At 59.7% G+C, this 16,274-nt stretch carries 12 protein-coding genes; 3 read left to right on the top strand and 9 right to left on the bottom strand.

Annotation, left to right across the window (positions count from 1 at the left end):
- Position 1 precedes the first annotated feature (1 nt).
- From VWZ85_RS07565 to VWZ85_RS07530, 8 genes are all read right to left on the bottom strand, one after another.
- Complete coding sequence (locus VWZ85_RS07565) at positions 2-1,186, bottom strand: murein hydrolase activator EnvC family protein (RefSeq protein WP_340544189.1); 1,185 nt, start codon at positions 1,184-1,186, stop codon at positions 2-4.
- Entirely contained in the window at positions 1,183-2,703 is a 1,521-nt protein-coding gene (gene gpmI, locus VWZ85_RS07560) for a 2,3-bisphosphoglycerate-independent phosphoglycerate mutase (RefSeq protein ID WP_416587650.1), read from the bottom strand. The genes VWZ85_RS07565 and gpmI overlap by 4 nt, the downstream gene beginning before the upstream one ends.
- Positions 2,704-2,811: 108 nt before the next feature.
- Entirely contained in the window at positions 2,812-3,894 is a 1,083-nt protein-coding gene (locus VWZ85_RS07555; protein WP_416543401.1) for a bifunctional transcriptional activator/DNA repair enzyme AdaA, read from the bottom strand.
- 138 nt (positions 3,895-4,032) lie between these two features.
- On the bottom strand, positions 4,033-5,034 hold the full coding sequence (locus VWZ85_RS07550) for an endonuclease/exonuclease/phosphatase family protein (RefSeq protein ID WP_416587647.1): 1,002 nt from the start codon (positions 5,032-5,034) through the stop codon (positions 4,033-4,035).
- The gene (locus tag VWZ85_RS07545) at positions 5,031-6,077 is read right to left on the bottom strand and encodes an ABC transporter ATP-binding protein (protein ID WP_340544184.1); all 1,047 of its coding nucleotides are present in this window, start codon (positions 6,075-6,077) and stop codon (positions 5,031-5,033) included. The genes VWZ85_RS07550 and VWZ85_RS07545 overlap by 4 nt, the downstream gene beginning before the upstream one ends.
- A gap of 12 nt (positions 6,078-6,089) precedes the next feature.
- Positions 6,090-6,971: an ABC transporter permease subunit gene (locus VWZ85_RS07540; protein WP_416536387.1), complete on the bottom strand. Its 882-nt coding sequence runs from the start codon at positions 6,969-6,971 to the stop codon at positions 6,090-6,092.
- A 10-nt stretch (positions 6,972-6,981) separates the two neighbouring features.
- Positions 6,982-7,863 (bottom strand): ABC transporter permease subunit, encoded by an 882-nt coding sequence (locus VWZ85_RS07535; protein WP_340544181.1) that lies wholly within the window; start codon positions 7,861-7,863, stop codon positions 6,982-6,984.
- Positions 7,864-7,938: 75 nt separating this feature from the next.
- Positions 7,939-9,240 carry an extracellular solute-binding protein gene (locus VWZ85_RS07530; RefSeq protein ID WP_416545636.1) on the bottom strand — a complete coding sequence of 434 codons (1,302 nt, stop codon included), beginning with the start codon at positions 9,238-9,240 and terminating at the stop codon, positions 7,939-7,941.
- 264 nt (positions 9,241-9,504) lie between these two features.
- On the opposite strand from VWZ85_RS07530, the gene VWZ85_RS07525 reads away from it, so the two are divergent.
- On the top strand, positions 9,505-10,518 hold the full coding sequence (locus tag VWZ85_RS07525) for a LacI family DNA-binding transcriptional regulator (RefSeq protein ID WP_416587644.1): 1,014 nt from the start codon (positions 9,505-9,507) through the stop codon (positions 10,516-10,518).
- A gap of 35 nt (positions 10,519-10,553) precedes the next feature.
- Here the strand turns inward: VWZ85_RS07525 and VWZ85_RS07520 are convergent, their stop codons facing one another.
- Positions 10,554-13,544: a Hint domain-containing protein gene (locus VWZ85_RS07520; RefSeq protein ID WP_416587641.1), complete on the bottom strand. Its 2,991-nt coding sequence runs from the start codon at positions 13,542-13,544 to the stop codon at positions 10,554-10,556.
- A 910-nt stretch (positions 13,545-14,454) separates the two neighbouring features.
- Between VWZ85_RS07520 and VWZ85_RS07515 the strand changes: the two genes are divergently transcribed.
- Positions 14,455-14,652 carry a hypothetical protein gene (locus VWZ85_RS07515; RefSeq protein ID WP_102882925.1) on the top strand — a complete coding sequence of 66 codons (198 nt, stop codon included), beginning with the start codon at positions 14,455-14,457 and terminating at the stop codon, positions 14,650-14,652.
- A gap of 36 nt (positions 14,653-14,688) precedes the next feature.
- Positions 14,689-15,996 carry a DUF6538 domain-containing protein gene (locus VWZ85_RS07510; RefSeq protein WP_416587640.1) on the top strand — a complete coding sequence of 436 codons (1,308 nt, stop codon included), beginning with the start codon at positions 14,689-14,691 and terminating at the stop codon, positions 15,994-15,996.
- The last annotated feature ends 278 nt before the right edge of the window (positions 15,997-16,274 follow it).

Genomic DNA, 16,274 nt, shown 5'->3' with positions numbered 1-16,274 from the left:
ACTAATTTCCATCCTTGTCGGTGCGGAACCAGGTTTCGGGGTCCACCGGACTGTTGTCCATTCTCACTTCTATATAGAGCGTTTCTGTGCGGTCAGTTCCAGCCCCTTCACCGCTTAGTGACAAAATGGCACCGATTTCGGGGCTTTTGCCCCCCATCAGGCCAACCGGGGTTCCTGCCGGGATGACCTCGCCCATGGTGCCGTAAACCTCAGCCAACCCGGAGAGTACAAACAGTGTCTCCGGCTGTGGTTCAAGAATGACCACATTGCCAAGATCCAGAAGCGGCCCCTGATAGCGGATCGTTGCCGCCGTGGGAGAGACCACCAGCGCGCGCGGACGTGCCGCAACAAGCCAGCCGGGCCGGGCGATGCCTGCGGCGTCTTTCTCGCCGTAGCCGCGCAGAACCAGCCCTTCGACCGGGATCGACAACTCACCCCGGAGGGCGCTGATATCAGCATCAGTCGTTGCAATCTCGCCTTCGGCGATTTCAGCAAGCCCGCTGGCAAATCCGCTGAGGGTTTCAGTGGATGAAATCAAAATAGCCGTCCGCACCGGGTCCTGGGTAAAGCGGCGCGGCAGGTCGGTCCGGTCGGCGATAGCGGCAGACAATTGCGCCCTCGCCTCCTGCACACCGTTAAGCCCCTCCTGCAACGTATTCGCCGCGTTCTGCTGCAACAGGCGCAAGGTCTGGACCTCCTCAAGGTCGCGACGCAGTGCGGTTGCGCGCGATTGAAGCGCCGGTGTCACCTCTGCCAGTGTCATGGCGGAGCGCGCCGCGCCAAGAGGGCCTGAGGGGTGCAGCATCAACACCGGCGGCGGCGAGGTTTCAATGGTCTGCAACACGCCGAGAAGATCCGCCACATCGTCCTCGCGTGCCTTCAGCTGGGCCGCCAGCTGGCCCTCGCGCTGCGCCACACGACGCAGCCCATCGCGCATCGCAGCAAGACCCGCCTCATAGGCACGCACCGTCTCGGTCAGCGCGGCAACCCGGTCGCGCGCGCTTTCGGCGTCCTGCAAGGCCAGCGTCGCGGCTTCCAGCTGGTTGGCGGCCTGCTGCGCGGCAGCGGCGGGATTATCCGCGGCCGCCGCAGTCCCGGCCAGGATCGGCAGGACAAGCGACGCCGCCGATATCAGCAGGGCGCGCCGGATTACCGACAGTCCAGTGATGCCAAACGCAGGCCTCATACGAGCAGGCTCTCTCCAGTCATTTCATCCGGTTTCGCAAGGCCCATCAGCTCCAGCACGGTTGGGGCCAGATCCGCGAGCCGACCGTTGCGCAGCTTTGCGCCTTTCGGCCCACCAACCAGCGCGACTGGCACAAGATTGGTGGTATGGGCGGTGTGCGGCCCGCCTGTTTCGGGGTCCACCATCACCTCGCAATTGCCGTGATCGGCGGTGACCAGCATGACGCCGCCCGCCGCCGTCAGCGCGGCCACGACCTTACCAAGACCCCGATCCACGGCCTCACAGGCCTTGATCGCAGCGTCGAGATCACCGGTATGGCCCACCATATCCGGGTTCGCATAATTGGTGACAATCAGGTCATACCCCGCTTCGATAGCCTCGATAAAGCGCTCCGTCACCTCTGGCGCCGACATCTCCGGCTGCAGATCATAGGTCGCCACCTGCGGCGATTTCGGCATCGCGCGATCTTCGCCGTCCTCGGGATCCTCTTTGCCACCGTTGAGAAAGAAGGTCACATGCGGGTATTTTTCGGTCTCGGCCAGACGGAACTGGCGCTTCCCCTGTTTTGCCACCCATGCCCCCAGGGTGTTGACGATGGCCCGTTTGGGAAACACGGTCTGCATATAGCTGTTGTGGCCTTCGGAGTATTCCACCATGCCAAGCAGCGCCGCAAGATCCGGGCGTGCGCCGGTGTCAAAAGCATCAAAGCTCGGCTCGCCAATCGCACGCAGGATCTCGCGGGCGCGGTCGGCGCGGAAATTCAGGCAGAACAGGCCGTCGCCATCTTTCACGCCATCATAGCCCTCGATCACTGTCGCCTTGATGAACTCATCGAACTCCTCGCGGGTATAGCTAGCCTCAATAGCAGCCTCCGCTGTCGCTGCCCGGTGCAGGCCTTTGGCATGGATCATTGCGTCATAAGCCTGGCTGACCCGCTCCCAGCGATTGTCGCGGTCCATGGCGTAGTAACGGCCTGTCACTGTTGCGATGCGCGCGCCAGCCGCCAGTTCCGATTGCAGGGCAGCGACGAAACCGGCAGCAGATTTCGGGGCCACGTCGCGGCCATCCGTCATCACATGCAGCCAGACAGGGACGTCGGCATCGCGGATCGCCTTCACCGCCGCAATGATATGGGTGATATGGCCGTGCACGCCACCGTCCGAAACCAGCCCCATCAGATGGGCCGTGCCGCCGGTCTGCTTCATCTTCGCAATGAAGGCTTGCAGCGCGTCATTGTCAAAGAATGAGCCATCCTCGATTGCGAGATCAATCTGGCCCAGATCCATCGCCACCACGCGACCAGCACCGATATTGGTATGCCCCACCTCAGAGTTCCCCATCTGCCCGGTCGGCAAGCCGACGTCCGGCCCATGCGTGATCAACCGTGCTGTCGGGCATGTCTTCGCAATCTCGTCCAGCGTCGGCGTCTTGGCCAGATAGGGCGCGTTGGCGGTTCCCGGATCGGCGCTACCCCAGCCATCAAGGATACACAGAACAACAGGTTTGGGCGTCGACATGGTTTCAGGCTCCGGCTCTGAGTGGCGTTACCGCCTTCTACAGATTTGCCGGGGCTTGGGAAACCGCCGATAGGCCTCTGCTGGGCATCCGGGCTCCCTTTCCCGCCGCTACTTGCAGGATCTGGCGGTATGCCGGACGGGCGCGCGATACTGCCGCTCGATATCCAGCAGGCGCTGTTTGCGCCAAAGACCGCCGCCGTAACCAGTCAGCGACCCATCAGCCCCGATCACCCGGTGACAGGGCACCACCAGCGCGATCTGATTGGCACCGTTGGCGCGTGCAACAGCGCGGGTCGCCTCTGGACGTCCGATCTGGCGCGCGATCTCCGAGTAGCTACGCGTCACGCCGGGCGGGATCTGGCGCAGGGCATCCCAGACCTGCTGCATGAAAGGTGTCCCGTGATAGGCCAGCGGCGTTTCAAACCGGGCGGAGATCCCGGCAAAGAACGCGTCCAGTTCCGCACGGATCTGCTCTCCGGGTGGTGTCGGACCAATACCAAGATCGCCCTTCACCGCCTTTTGCAGCTTGTCCAGCTCGCCCTTCAGCGCCTTGCGTTCCACAAATTCCAGCAGGTGCAACTCAGTCCGGCTGCTGACTGCGATCATGTCGCCGAGCGGTGTCGGGATCCAATCGGCCAGCAAAAGGCCTTCGCGGGTCAGGCTGCCGGGCGCCCTGCCCAGCAACCGGGCAAAGGCCGCACGAAACGCACTGGGAGAGTCGAATTGCGCATCCAACTGTGCCTCAATGACCTTGCCGCCGTCTGACAGCGCGGTGAAGCCTTCGCGAAGACGGCGCTGGCGCGCCATCTCAAGAAAGGTCATGCCGAACTGCCGCTTGAAGCTGCGCCTGACCGTCGAGAGATCAAGACCCATGCGGAGGATATCGCCCTCGCTCCAGCGGTGCTCCGGGCGTTGATCCAAGGCGGCCAACAGGCTGGCCACTGCCGGATCGGCCTCTGCCATCGGGCGCAGCGGGTGACATCGTTTGCAGGCCCGGAACCCGGCTTCGATACATTCGCCGACGCTGCCGAAGAACTGGCAGTTCTCCCGCTTGGGTTTGCGTGCCGGACAGGTCAGGCGACAGAAGATGCCGGTCGTGGCCACGCAGACATAGGCCTGCCCGTCATAGCGGTCATCGCGGTTCAGCAGCGCCTGATAGAGCGCTTCGTGGTCAGGAAGATCAAACAACATGCGCCCTGTTTATCACGCGACCGCAGACCGGCCGCCGATAATCAGGCGTGTATTTTAATACCGCGGGCGTATAGCACCTCAGGGCCTTGACCGGCCGGACACATGCCGCCCGGTCAATGGATCAGGCCAGTGCCCGCATCAATCGAGCGCGACGCGGCACCAGACGGCATCATGATCAGACAGCGGGCGACCATTCTGATCAACTGAAGACAGCAGCCGGCTCTCGGTCGCGCGCATATCGCGGGTGCAGAACCAGTCTAGCTTCATCTGCCGATCAGGATGCGGCGTGATGAGACTGGGGCGGGTGGTGACACCATCCGGGGTCGCGCTCCAGTCGTAGCCATGGGAACGGGCCAGATCGAACAGCGTCTCGCGCTGCCAGTCGAAATCAGGCGGCAGGTGATTGCCTGTATTCAGATCACCGCCAATCAGTACCGGCATATCCGGCGCAAATGCGTCGATGGCGCGGAGCAGCCTGTCAAACTGCTGATGCCTATGGGCTGCGTCGGCGTTGCTCTCCAGATGGGTGGAAACCACGCAGATCGGTCCAGCCTCAGTCGGTAGAACCGCGGCAATCGCCATGCGGCCACCAAGGCGCGGCTGGTCCGGGTCAGCCGGCACCTCATCCGAGGCGAACCAATGCCCGTGATCATCCAGCCGGATCAGCGTCACCCGTTCCGGCGGGACCGCCGACAGGATGGCATTGCCGTGCCAGCCGAACAGATTGAAATCATCGGTGCAGAACGCCTGTTCTGTAGGCCCACCCAGATCCAACTCGTGAAATTCCACACCAAAGACATAAGCCATGTCGAGTGCGGCAGCCATCTCCTCGGTGGTGTGGCGCTGACCGGTACGCGCCATGCCATGGTCGACCTCTGACAGCAGGACAACCTGCGGCGCCAGCGGGTGGATGTGGCCCGCGGTATCCTCAGGAAAAAGGCAGCGCTCCACGTTCCAAGCCACAACTGACACCGAGGAGGCCAACGCCTCCAGATGACCCTTACCACCGCCTTGCAAGGCGGCCATCGCCGGCACCTCTGCCATGAGCGCGCGATGCGCCGCTGCAGTGCGCGGCGCTGCCTTGATCCGGGCCTGCATCTCGGGGGAAACCGGCGGCAGACTGTCCAGAACCTCGGTCATCTGCGTTTGCCGCTTTCTGCGTCAAACAGGCAGATCGCCGCCGGATCCACCGAGATCTGATGGGGTCCGGGATCAACCGGAATGTCCTTCAGGACGTGGATTGTGAACGGCTGCCCGCCGAGCTGGCCATGCAGCAGGCGATGTGCGCCCAGTTCTTCGATCAGTTCAACGTTGATCGAAATACCACCTTCGCTGACCAGCTGCACATCCTCGGGGCGGATGCCGAGCTTGACGGCACCTGATGCAGCGCCATCCAGTGCCCCCATCGCCACACCATCCGGCAGGGTGACCTGACCATCGGAGATCGTGGCATCAACCAGGTTCATCGGTGGCGCGCCCATGAAGGAGGCGACAAAGACCGACGCCGGATTGTGATAGATCTCAGACGGGGTGCCAATCTGTTCGATCCGGCCACCGTTCAGGACAATGATGCGATCCGCCATGGTCATCGCCTCAACCTGATCGTGGGTCACGTAGATCGAGGTGACGCCCAGACGGCGTTGCAGGGCCTTGATCTCAATCCGCATCTGGTTGCGCAGCTTGGCATCAAGGTTCGACAGAGGTTCGTCAAACAGGAACAGCGCCGGATCGCGCACGATGGCGCGCCCCATGGCAACCCGCTGGCGCTGGCCGCCGGACAGCTGCGAGGGTTTGCGGTCCAGATATTCCTCAAGGTTCAACATCTTGGCGGCCTCGGCCACCTTCTGCTTGATCTCAGCCTCGGGGGTTTTGCGGTTCTTCAGGCCATAGGCGATGTTCTTGCGCACCGTCATATGCGGATAGAGCGCGTAGTTCTGAAACACCATCGCGATATCGCGATCCGCCGGATCGACATTGTTGACCACCCGGTCGCCGATTTCCAGCGTGCCTTCGGTGATATCCTCCAGACCGGCAATCATGCGCAGCAACGTGGATTTGCCGCAGCCCGATGGGCCGACCAGGACAACGAATTCGCCATCCTCGATCTTGAAGCTGGAGGAAGTGACGGCCTCGACCCCATTGGGGTAGACCTTGCGTACAGAATTCAGGGAAACCTGAGCCATTATTTGAAGTCCTTACTTATCGGATTCCGTCAGGCCCTTGACGAACCAGCTTTGGAAGAAAATGACGACTGCCACGGGCGGCAGGATGGCGATCACGGCGAGAAGATTTGCGCGACCGAATTCGGGGACATTGGTGCCTTCGAGGGTCTGGGTGATCTGTTTGATCCCCCGCACCAGCGTATACATGTCCTCTTCGGTGGTGATCATGGTGGGCCAGAGATACTGGTTCCAGCCAAAGACAAACATGATGATGAACATGGCCGCAATCATGGTCCGCGACAGCGGCACCAGAATATCGATGAAGAACTTCACCGGCCCAGCCCCATCAATGCGCGCAGCCTCGACCAGCTCTTCCGGCACAGACCGGAAAAACTGGCGGAAGAAGAAGGTTGCGGTTGCAGACGCAATCAACGGGATGATCAGACCCTGGTAGGTGTTGAGCATGCCCAGCTGCTGCACCACCTCATAGGACGGCAGAATACGGACCTCCAGCGGCAGCAGCAGCGTGGTGAAGATCACCCAGAATGCCAGCGTGGCAAACCGCAGGCGGAAATAGACGATGGCATAGGCCGCCATCATCGCAATCAGGATCTTCCCAAGCGCAAAGCCGATGCCGAGAACAAAGGAGTTGAACAGCATCCGCGTGCCGGTGTTGGCCCCGGAAAAGCCGGAGGCCTCGAACATCGCCTTGTTGAAGTTCTCGTCGAACTGGTCGCCGATCTTCAGCTGCGGTCCGTATTTGATGATATCCACATCCGGCACGGTTGTGGTCATCACCACCATGATCAGCGGCACCAGCATGAAGAGCGAGCCGAGGATCAGAACGGTGTGGTCGCCAACGGCCCCCCAGTTGATGGAGCGGCGCGGCGTTTGAACGGGTGTTTGGTCAGCCATGTCAGCCCCCTCAGGTATAGTGGATCCGACGGTCAATCAGCCGGAACTGGAAGACCGTAAGCGCGAGGACAAGAACCATCAGGATCACCGACTGTGCCGAGGAACCGCCAAGGTCATTGCCACGGAAACCATCGACATAAACCTTGTAAACAAGGGTCATCGGATTGTTGCCCGGCTCGCCCTTCACCAGTGTATCGACAATGCCGAAGGTGTCGAACAGGGCATAGGTGATATTGATGATCAGGAGAAAGAAACCCGTCGGCGCAAGCAGCGGGAACGTCACATCCCAGAACCGGCTGGTCGCCGATCCGTTGTCGATCAGAGCCGCCTCACGTACGGAACGCGGGATGGATTGCAAACCGGACAGGAAGAAGATGAAGTTGACCGGAATCTGTTTCCAGACCGACACCAGAACCATCGCGGCTGCCGTATCGTTGAAGTTCACGCCCAGAACAAAGTCCCAGCCAAAGAAACCGGCAAGCCGCGTCAATGGTCCCCAGCTCTGGTCGAACATGATCAGACCAATGAAGCCGGCAACCGGCGGGGCGACCGCATAGACCCACATCAGAAGGGTCCTATAGGTGCGTGCGCCGCGCAGGACATTGTCCGCCTTCACCGCCAGCAACAGTGCAATCGCAAGCGAAAAGAAGGTCACCAAAACCGTAAATACAAGCGTGAAAACCGCAACGCGGCGATATTCACTGTTTCCCATAAGATCGGTGTAATTTTCCAGACCGACAAAGGTAGAGCCAAACCCGAACGGATCCTGCAGGTAAAAGGACGACTGGATTGCGTGCCAGGCGGGCCAATAGAAGAAAATAGCGATAATGACGAGCTGCGGCATCAGCAGCAGGATCGGCATCCACTTGGTCGAGAATCCGGCGCGTTTCACGGTGTGCCTCTTCGTTGTAATGCGTGACGGCCGCAGGGGCTGCGGCCGTCACAGGTAAGGGGGAATTCCCCGCGATTAGCCTTGGGTCTTGGCGAAACGGGCCAGCAGGTTGTTGGCTTCGGACTCAATCGCGTTGAAGGCGTCTTCAACCGAGGTTTCACCAGTCAGGATGCGACCGTATTCGCGGTTCATCACGTCACGGATCTGTACGTAGAAGCCCATGCGATAGCCCTTGGTGTTGTCACCAGCCGCCAGCGAAAGCTGCTGGATGCCGACCTCGGCCGCAGGGGCGCGGTCATAATGGCCGTCCGCCTTTGCCATCTCATATGCGGCTTCGGTGATCGGCACATAGCCGGTTTCTTTATGCCAGAAATACTGAACCTCAGCGGAGGTCAGGAAGTCGAAGAACGCAGCAGTTGCCTTGTTTTCTTCGGCATCATGGCCCGCCATGGCAAACAGCGAGGCGCCACCGATGAAGGTTTGCGTCGGCTCTGTTGTCACGGCTTCCCAATAGGGCAGCATGGTCGCGGAGAAATCAAACGGCAGGTCTTTCTTGCTCAGACCACCGAAGGAGCCGGAGGAGCCCAGCCACATCGCAACCTTGCCTTCTTCAAACGGCGTCTGGTTGTCGCCCCAACCTGTGCCGAACCATTCGAAGTAGCCGTTTTTCTGCCAGTCGGTGACAGCTGTGAAATGTGCCTTGATCGCGTCGTTGTTCACCAGGATCTGGGTGTCGACCCCATCATAGCCATTGTTGTTGGTGGCAAACGGCAGGTTGTGGCGCGAGTGGAAATTCTCGGTGAAGATCCAGGGCAGATGTGACTGCGACAGGGCGGTATAGCCTGCCTCTTTCAGCGCTGGTGCAGTGACGGTCTGGAACTCTTCCCAGGTCTTGGGCGCGGTAACGCCGGCTTTTTCCAGCGCCTGGATGTTGTAATACATGATCGGCGTGGAGGAGTTGAACGGCATGCCGATCATCTTGCCATCGCTGTCGGCGTAGAAATAGCGCACCCCGGCAATGTAATCGTTGATGTCGAATTCAACACCATTGTTGGCCAGCAGATCCTGAACCGGAATGGTCGCGCCCTTGGCGCCGATCACGGTTGCGGCGCCAGCATCAAACACCTGCATCACATTCGGCTGTTCGCCTGCGCGGAAGGCAGCGATACCTGCGGTCAGGGTCTCTTCATAGGTGCCCTTGAAGACCGGGGTGATCTTGTACTCATCCTGGCTCGCGTTGAAGTCGGATGCGATCTGGTTGACGGTGTCGCCCAGCGCGCCACCCATTGCGTGCCACCAGGTGATCTCGGTTTCGGCAAACGCAGCGTTTGCAGCAAAAGCCAGCGTCGCAGCGGTCGTAAACGTAATACGCTTCATCATCAGTCTCCGGTCTGCCGTTGCCCAATCGGGCCAACGATCCAATTGTCCAAGGCAGCCGAAAACGGCCACCGATGGTGTTTTTTGAAATGGCCTCCCCTGGGCCTGTGCGGCTCGCTGCGTCTTTCCGCCCTGTGTCTTTTGCCAGGAGCTTGTCCGTTGCACCAGAACTGCACACGTGTTCATATAGGGGCGCTATGTAACGGTTGTGTCAAGGGTTTCGGTGTCTCACAAAAAAAACATCACGCCCGAAAGGGACGACAGATGAAGCGACAAGGGTCAGCTGGCGGCAAACGCCAATCCCGGGTGACAGCCGCAGATGTGGCTGAAATCGCTGGCGTTTCGCGTTCGGCTGTTTCTCGGGCTTTCACCGAGGGCGCCTATCTGGATCAAGAAAAACGTGAACGGATCCTGCTGGCGGCACATGAACTCGGCTACCAGCCCAATGCGCTGGCCGCCAGTCTGCAGGGGGCGCGCTCCAATCTGGTTGCGGTTTTCGCCGGTGAGATGCGCAATGAATACGACAAGGAGGCGACCTCTGCCCTGATCGCCGGCCTGAATGCTGCGGGCAAATGGCCGGTGGTGATCGCCGGTGGTGGCGACCATGCCCGCGATGCGGTGACCCAGGTGCTCCGCTATCCGCTTGATGCGATGATCCTGCGTAGCGGCAGTCTTGCGACCGAAATCGTCGAACTCTGTAGCAAACTGCATATCCCGGTCATCGCCTCTGGCCGAATCATCGTAGCAGAGGGCGTCGACAACATCTGTCTGCGCAACCACGAAGCCGCACAGATGGCGGCGGATCTGTTTGCGCAACGCGGCCGTCGCCGGGTTGCGATGGTGGGCGGTCCGGGGGAATTCGGCGCGACCGCTGAACGCCGCAGCGGACTGCTTGCCGGGTTGACGGCCAAAGGCATCACACTGGCGGGTGAGATCACCGGAACCTACACCACCGAAAGTGGATATTTCGCCACCCGCAATCTGCTGGAACAGACGGATTTCGATGGGATATTCTGTGCCAATGATGCCATGGCCATCGGCGCACTCGGTGCGCTGCGGGATGCCGGTCGGGTGGTTCCCAAAGACGTCTCGGTGATCGGTTTTGATGACATCGAAATGGCCCGTTGGCCGACCATACGACTGACCACGTTGCGAAACCCGATTGACGGCATGGTTGCCGCCGTATTGCGCTGCCTGGAGCGGCGCTTGGATTACCCGCAGGCCCCCGAAGAAACGGTGAGGCTGGACGCAGAAATGATCCTGCGCGACACCCACTGACCAGGTCCATACAGCGGATAGGCTGAGACGACTGCCTACCCTGCTGCGGCGCCGGATTGAAAGCTGTACTGCGGCGAATACATTGCCTGCCAGCCGCCTTTCTCGGCCCACTGCTCAGCGGGCGGGTGCCGAGATATGTCACCGATCAGCCAGGGCACCAGGTCTCCGGCGCGGGCCAGTGATTGCACCTCCCGGCGTGTCAGAACAGGCAGAACACGAGGCCCATAAGCCTGCTCTACCGGATGGAGGATCAGCTGCGGCAGGCATTTAAACAGTCCCAGGCGATCTGCCGGGCCAAGCGTGGAGACCGCCATAGGGCCGGGATAAAACGTCTCGCTGGGGATTCCGTTCGACAGGATATTCTCGTGCTTTTTCAGTAGTACATGAACATAGGTAACCTGCGTCACCTCCCGTGCGAACGATGCAAATCCGGTTACCTGTGCCAGATGCTTGGCGCGCACATGCACCGGGCGCCCGCTACTGCGCTGTTTCATCAGGACGCAATGCTGAGGCGAAACAAGCAGCGCCCGCTCACCTCCAAAGGCGTCCGGGTCCAGTCGCACCGGCATCAGCGCCTCCGATAGGCGCTTGCGCGTGGCGGTGAACGACGATGCCCCAACCCATAGGATTTGCTGGGCACCCGCCCCCATTGTGCTGACACAATCACCGGGGCTGAGGTCTTCGACCCTGACGCGCCCGGTTGGCGTCTGGATCAGCGTCCCGGCCGTAAAACAGGGTATGCCCATCGCGTGCATTTCGGGCCCGTTGTCCACCTGCGACCGCTGCACCCCGACCAATGTGATGCTCTCCCCATTGGGGAAGGTCATGATCGCATCGCCGGTCCCGTCACCATTGGTATCGGTCACCACGACATCACCGATTTTAACTGGATCTCCAGCCAAATTGGTGAGCCCTGAAACATCCAGCTGATCAACCGTGGTCCCGTCACCGCTGTCCGTCAGATCGAAATCATAGATCAGATCGGATCCCGCCCCATCGGCCAACACCAGCTGATCGCGATCTGCATCCGCAGTCAGCCGAATGGTGTCGTCGCCAATGCCGCCAACAATCGTATCAGCACCAGCCCCGGCAACGATGGAATCGCTGCCGCTGCCACCCTTGATGGAATCGGCCCCCGCGCCGCCGGTTATGGTGTCGTCACCGCCTCGAGCATCTATATCGACCCCGGCACTATCCGCGCTGGCATTCACCACATCGGCCTGCTCGGTCAGGTTCAGACGCTCGATCTCCGAGAAACTGACCGTATCGGTTCCGTTGGTGATCGTCCCCATCTCGTCGCCGGTATAGGTCACAGTCACTGGCCCGGTCAGGCTCGACATGGAAAGCGTATCGCTGTCGTTGCCCCCTTCACCACCAACAATGGTGTCGTTGCCGAAGCCATCCTGGAGAAGGATGAGGTCCGCGTCGTCCCCGGCATCTATGCTGTCAGCGCCGGTTCCGCCCGCAATGGTGTCATTCCCGGCGCCGCCATAGATGACGTCTGCGCCGGCGCCGCCAATGATGCTGTCGCCCGAGGTATCCGTGTCACCCGGCAGAGCATAGTCGGCATCTACCCGGGTTGCGGTGACGTTTGAGTAGCCGGCAACGACACTATCAAGCGAAATACTCTCGATCGTCTTGCTGGTTAGAAGAACGTTCTCGGCGTTGTTCGAGACTTCCGGCATCATGTAGACGTGGCCGTCCGTGGTCTGGATGACCACAGCCGTGAACGTCCCGGTGGTGCCGTCGGTGAACGTTACCGTTGCGTTATAGACCATGCCGGTGTCGACGAGCTTGTCTACACCGTTGATATTGATCGTTTCCGGCGCGGCTTCGTCATCGAAGTCGATGCGCGTATTCGCATTATCGTCTGACGCGATGGCAGTCTGGAAGTTGTTATATAGCTCTGCCCCCGCGCTCCCGTATGTCCCCAGTAGAGCGTTCGGGTTTTCGTTGGCGGCGTTCCCCTCGACGCTGTCGACCTCGGACGCCGCCCCAAGATGAATGACCGTGTAGGTGTTCCCTGCGGTATTGCTTCCGCCGACCGAGGTTGCCGGGTTTTCACCCCCGTAGATCGTGTCGTCGCCCAAACCCCCATCGATGGTGTCAGACCCTGTGCCGCCGTAGATGAGGTCGTTGTCGTCCTGACCAAAGAGCCTGTCGGCCCCGGCGCCGCCGTCAACCGTGTCGGCCCCTACCCCGGCCCAGACAAGATCGTCGCCTGCGCCGCCGTCGACCACATCCGCTCCCGCGCCGGTCGATATCGTGTCATCACCAGCCCCACCCGTAACACTGTTGGCACCGCTGCCGGTTTGCACGTTGAGCGCCGAAGTCGCCGCAGAGCCGTCCAGCGTGTCGTCTCCCGAATGGAGATAGAACCGCTCAAACTCCCAGAAATAGGCCGTCTGCCCCGCAAATGTGACGGTTCCGTCCCCATCGCCGGTAAAGGTGACGTTGACATCAACACCCGCATAATCGCCGTAGACCTCAAGCATATCGCCCAGGGTCTCTCCGGTTTCGCCACCGTAGAGCGATTCGCCATCCATGTTGTCATAGATTGCAACCCAGTCATCTCCGCCCTCACCGTAGAAGGTGTCATTGCCGGTATCGGTATCGTAGTTATCGTTCCCCTCGCCGCCGAAGATAATGTCATCGCCCGAGGAGCCGGTCAGGTAGTCATCACCATCACCGCCGTAGATAACATTGTCATTGGCGTCGCCGTTGATTGCGTCATTACCCGATGTGCCCGACATCGAATTGGCAGGGATCGTCGTCGCACTGCCGGATCCGCTGGTCGTGTACCAAGTATCTGGAACAAAATAGACATTCCCGTCACTTCCATAGTGATAGGTGCCAGTGTCACTGATGTTTGAGTAGGTCTGACCGTCGCCCTGATAGACACCGCTCCAGGTCCAGCTGCCAGTCCCGATGACGTCGGCTGAAGTAAAGTTGGATTGGTTCGCAGAAATCCCATCGCCGGCATCCAGTGTGCCGTCGCCAAGAGTGACAAGATACCCAACCGTCATGGCCAGCCTCCGAGTCTACCGTTCCTCGAGTGCGCGCCGGTGGGCCTGCCGCGTCTCGACGGGTGCATCAGGTTAGGCTGTTATGGTTGAAACAAAATGAATACAGGGCCTGCAACGGTTCGAAAATCGATACTGCTTTGTAAAATATATTAAAATTTAAATAGTATTTGCCTCTTATCCATTCTGATTTGACGAGCACCAGAGGCATTCAGCACGGATATCGCAGCTGAACAGAGCGAGACTACAACCGTAGAGCGCGCCTCCCCTCGGTCTTCACCTAAAGACGAATATGCCGCGAGGTATCAGTTGGCCACACCGAAACGCCGATTGTGGCCGGAGAAGCCAGACCCTCAAAAGCATCAAAATATGTGGAAAAATGGCTGGGGTGGTAGGAAACGCAGCCGGATGATGCCTTTCATAGGTTTAGCCCTGCTAAGTGCCGAATTGGGGCATTCTTGGGGGCCTTACCTGTGATCGGGAACCGCTGGGCACGCGATACGGGAGGGGTACTGCATGACCACGGAGAAGACCTCAAAGTAGTTTCTCTGGGTGGTGTCTTAAGCATGGCTGAGGGAAAAAAAGATGGGTAAGCCCCCCCGCCTGAACAGCCTCCAGTAGAGGGTCCAGGCGGGGAAATACAAGCATCTATATAAAGAAACTCTCATGGAGATTTATAGATGCTTACAACTTTCACGTTGCTTGTTGCGGCTGGGGGCGGCTTCCGGTTGGCCGTATCCTGGTGCCTGCGGAAGCGGTATGACCTACGCCTGACCATCTCTGAAGCACTGGCTGCTCTCCTACTAGTCTTGGCAGGGTTACCCGAATGGCTTAGCCCGATCCCATTCCCTTTACCCTTCAGTTTCATGCTCGGCGTTGTCCTGCCCGACCTTCTCACGAGGAGGGTCTAGGTATGACTTACCTCGACCTCAAGTCCGGCGACGTTGTTGTTATTCGAGCTGGGGAAGACTGGCCCGAACACCTGTTCCGTATCGATGAGGTCTTTGAGGACCTTGTAACCGGATACTCGATCACTGGGCCCCTAAAAGACGAATACGGAGAACCAGACTTCGATCTGATCCTTCGCGTTCATTCCCGAGCCGCAGGCTGATCCTACCCATACAACTTACTAAGAAAGGAACAGACCATGTCGTCTGCTCGAATTCGCTATGCCTATTTAAAGGGTCAAACTTGGCTCTATAGGCGGAACTACCCCAAGGAGGTGGCTGCTTTCCTCGGCCAACAGGCCCTGAAGCAGTCTCTCAAGACCAGTGACGCCAAGGTGGCCCGACAAAGGGCTGCCGAGGTAAACATCCGCTACGAGGATACCGTGGATCAGGTTCTGTCAGGGGCGCTGTCTCTGACACAGAGAGCCACGCTCTCGGACGCTTCCACCTCGGAATGGGCAACCCCATCGGAACTGGCTCTTGCTCGTCTCCGGGCCACTCTGGAACACTCTGAGCCCGTTAAGTACCAGCAGGTGGTCCAGCCCAAGGCGACGGTCCAGGAAGCCGCCAGACGCTACCTGATCCTGCGCCAGAACGAGCTCAGGCCCAGCGGGTTTAAGTCGGTCCGCTATTCGATCGAGCTGTTCTCGTCCAAGTACGGGACCCGCAAGCTGGTGGAACTGGCGCGGGAGGACGGACGGGAGTTCCTATCCCTGATCGCCCAGCTGAGCCCCACCATCGGCAAGTCGGAACGGACACGCGGCATGTCCCTGGATGCGTCAGTGGACTGGTCATCTCACGGCAAGGCCAAGATCACCGGGCGGACCCAGCGGCGCATATGGTCACAGGTCTGTCACTGGCTCGACTGGTGTGTGTACGAGGGTGAGCTGGTTGCCAACCCCTTCTCATCGGTCAGGTTTGAGGCCAAGGTTCGGCACCAGCCATATGCGGTTCCGACGGACAAGGAGGTCAGGCTGCTGCTGGCTCAAGCTGATCCAGTAATTGGCAAGGTCCTGTTGATTTGCCTGTTGTCCGGCATGAGAGCGGGTGAAGCGGCAGGGTTGCTCAGGGAAGATCTCGTGACCAAAGGCAATCTTGGTGGATTTTTCTTGGTGCGCCCGAACCAATTACGCTTGCTGAAAACCGACGCGGCTGAGCGCCAGGTTCCTGTCCACTCAACACTCGATCCGGTACTGGCCAAGCTACCCAGCGCTGGGCCACTGTTCCCAGACCTGAAGGTGAACGACATAACCAAACGGTTCGCAAAGATCAGACAGGCGCTGGGCATCGACAGGCAAGGCTTGGTATTCCACTCCACTCGGAAGTGGTTCATCACTCAGTGCGAGCGGACAGGTGTTCCTGAGCACTTCACCGCCAGCATTGTTGGTCACAAGTCAGCCCGGTCTGAGAATGGGATCACCTATAGCATCTACTCTGCCGGTATCTCGGACGAGCAGAAGCGGCATATCGTGGACCAGATCAGGTTGCCAGCGGGGTGTTCGCCGTGAGCAAGATACCCGACATTGATGCCTTCGAGGAAAGGGCCGCTATCGCTGAATACGATGGCGGTCTTTCTCGTTCTGAGGCTGAGAATCTTGCTGCGCGACAACAGGGTTTCGTGAATGCCGAGGCCTATTGGCAGTGGTTAGCAGACTACGTTGTGAACAAGACCCTCCCACACTGAACTACGCTCTGCCCGGGTTCCCTCTATAGGGGTTCGGGCGGAGCATGCCAGACCCTCTCCCCAGGGTTGAAATGTAAGCAATTTCAAAGATTTAGAAATAGG

It is taken from the genome of Phaeobacter sp. JH20_29, assembly GCF_048056175.1.
In the GTDB taxonomy this organism is placed as follows: Bacteria; Pseudomonadota; Alphaproteobacteria; order Rhodobacterales; family Rhodobacteraceae; genus Phaeobacter; species Phaeobacter bryozoorum.
Note: the sequence above shows the minus strand (reverse complement) of the source record. Positions and strands in the feature narration are given on the sequence as shown.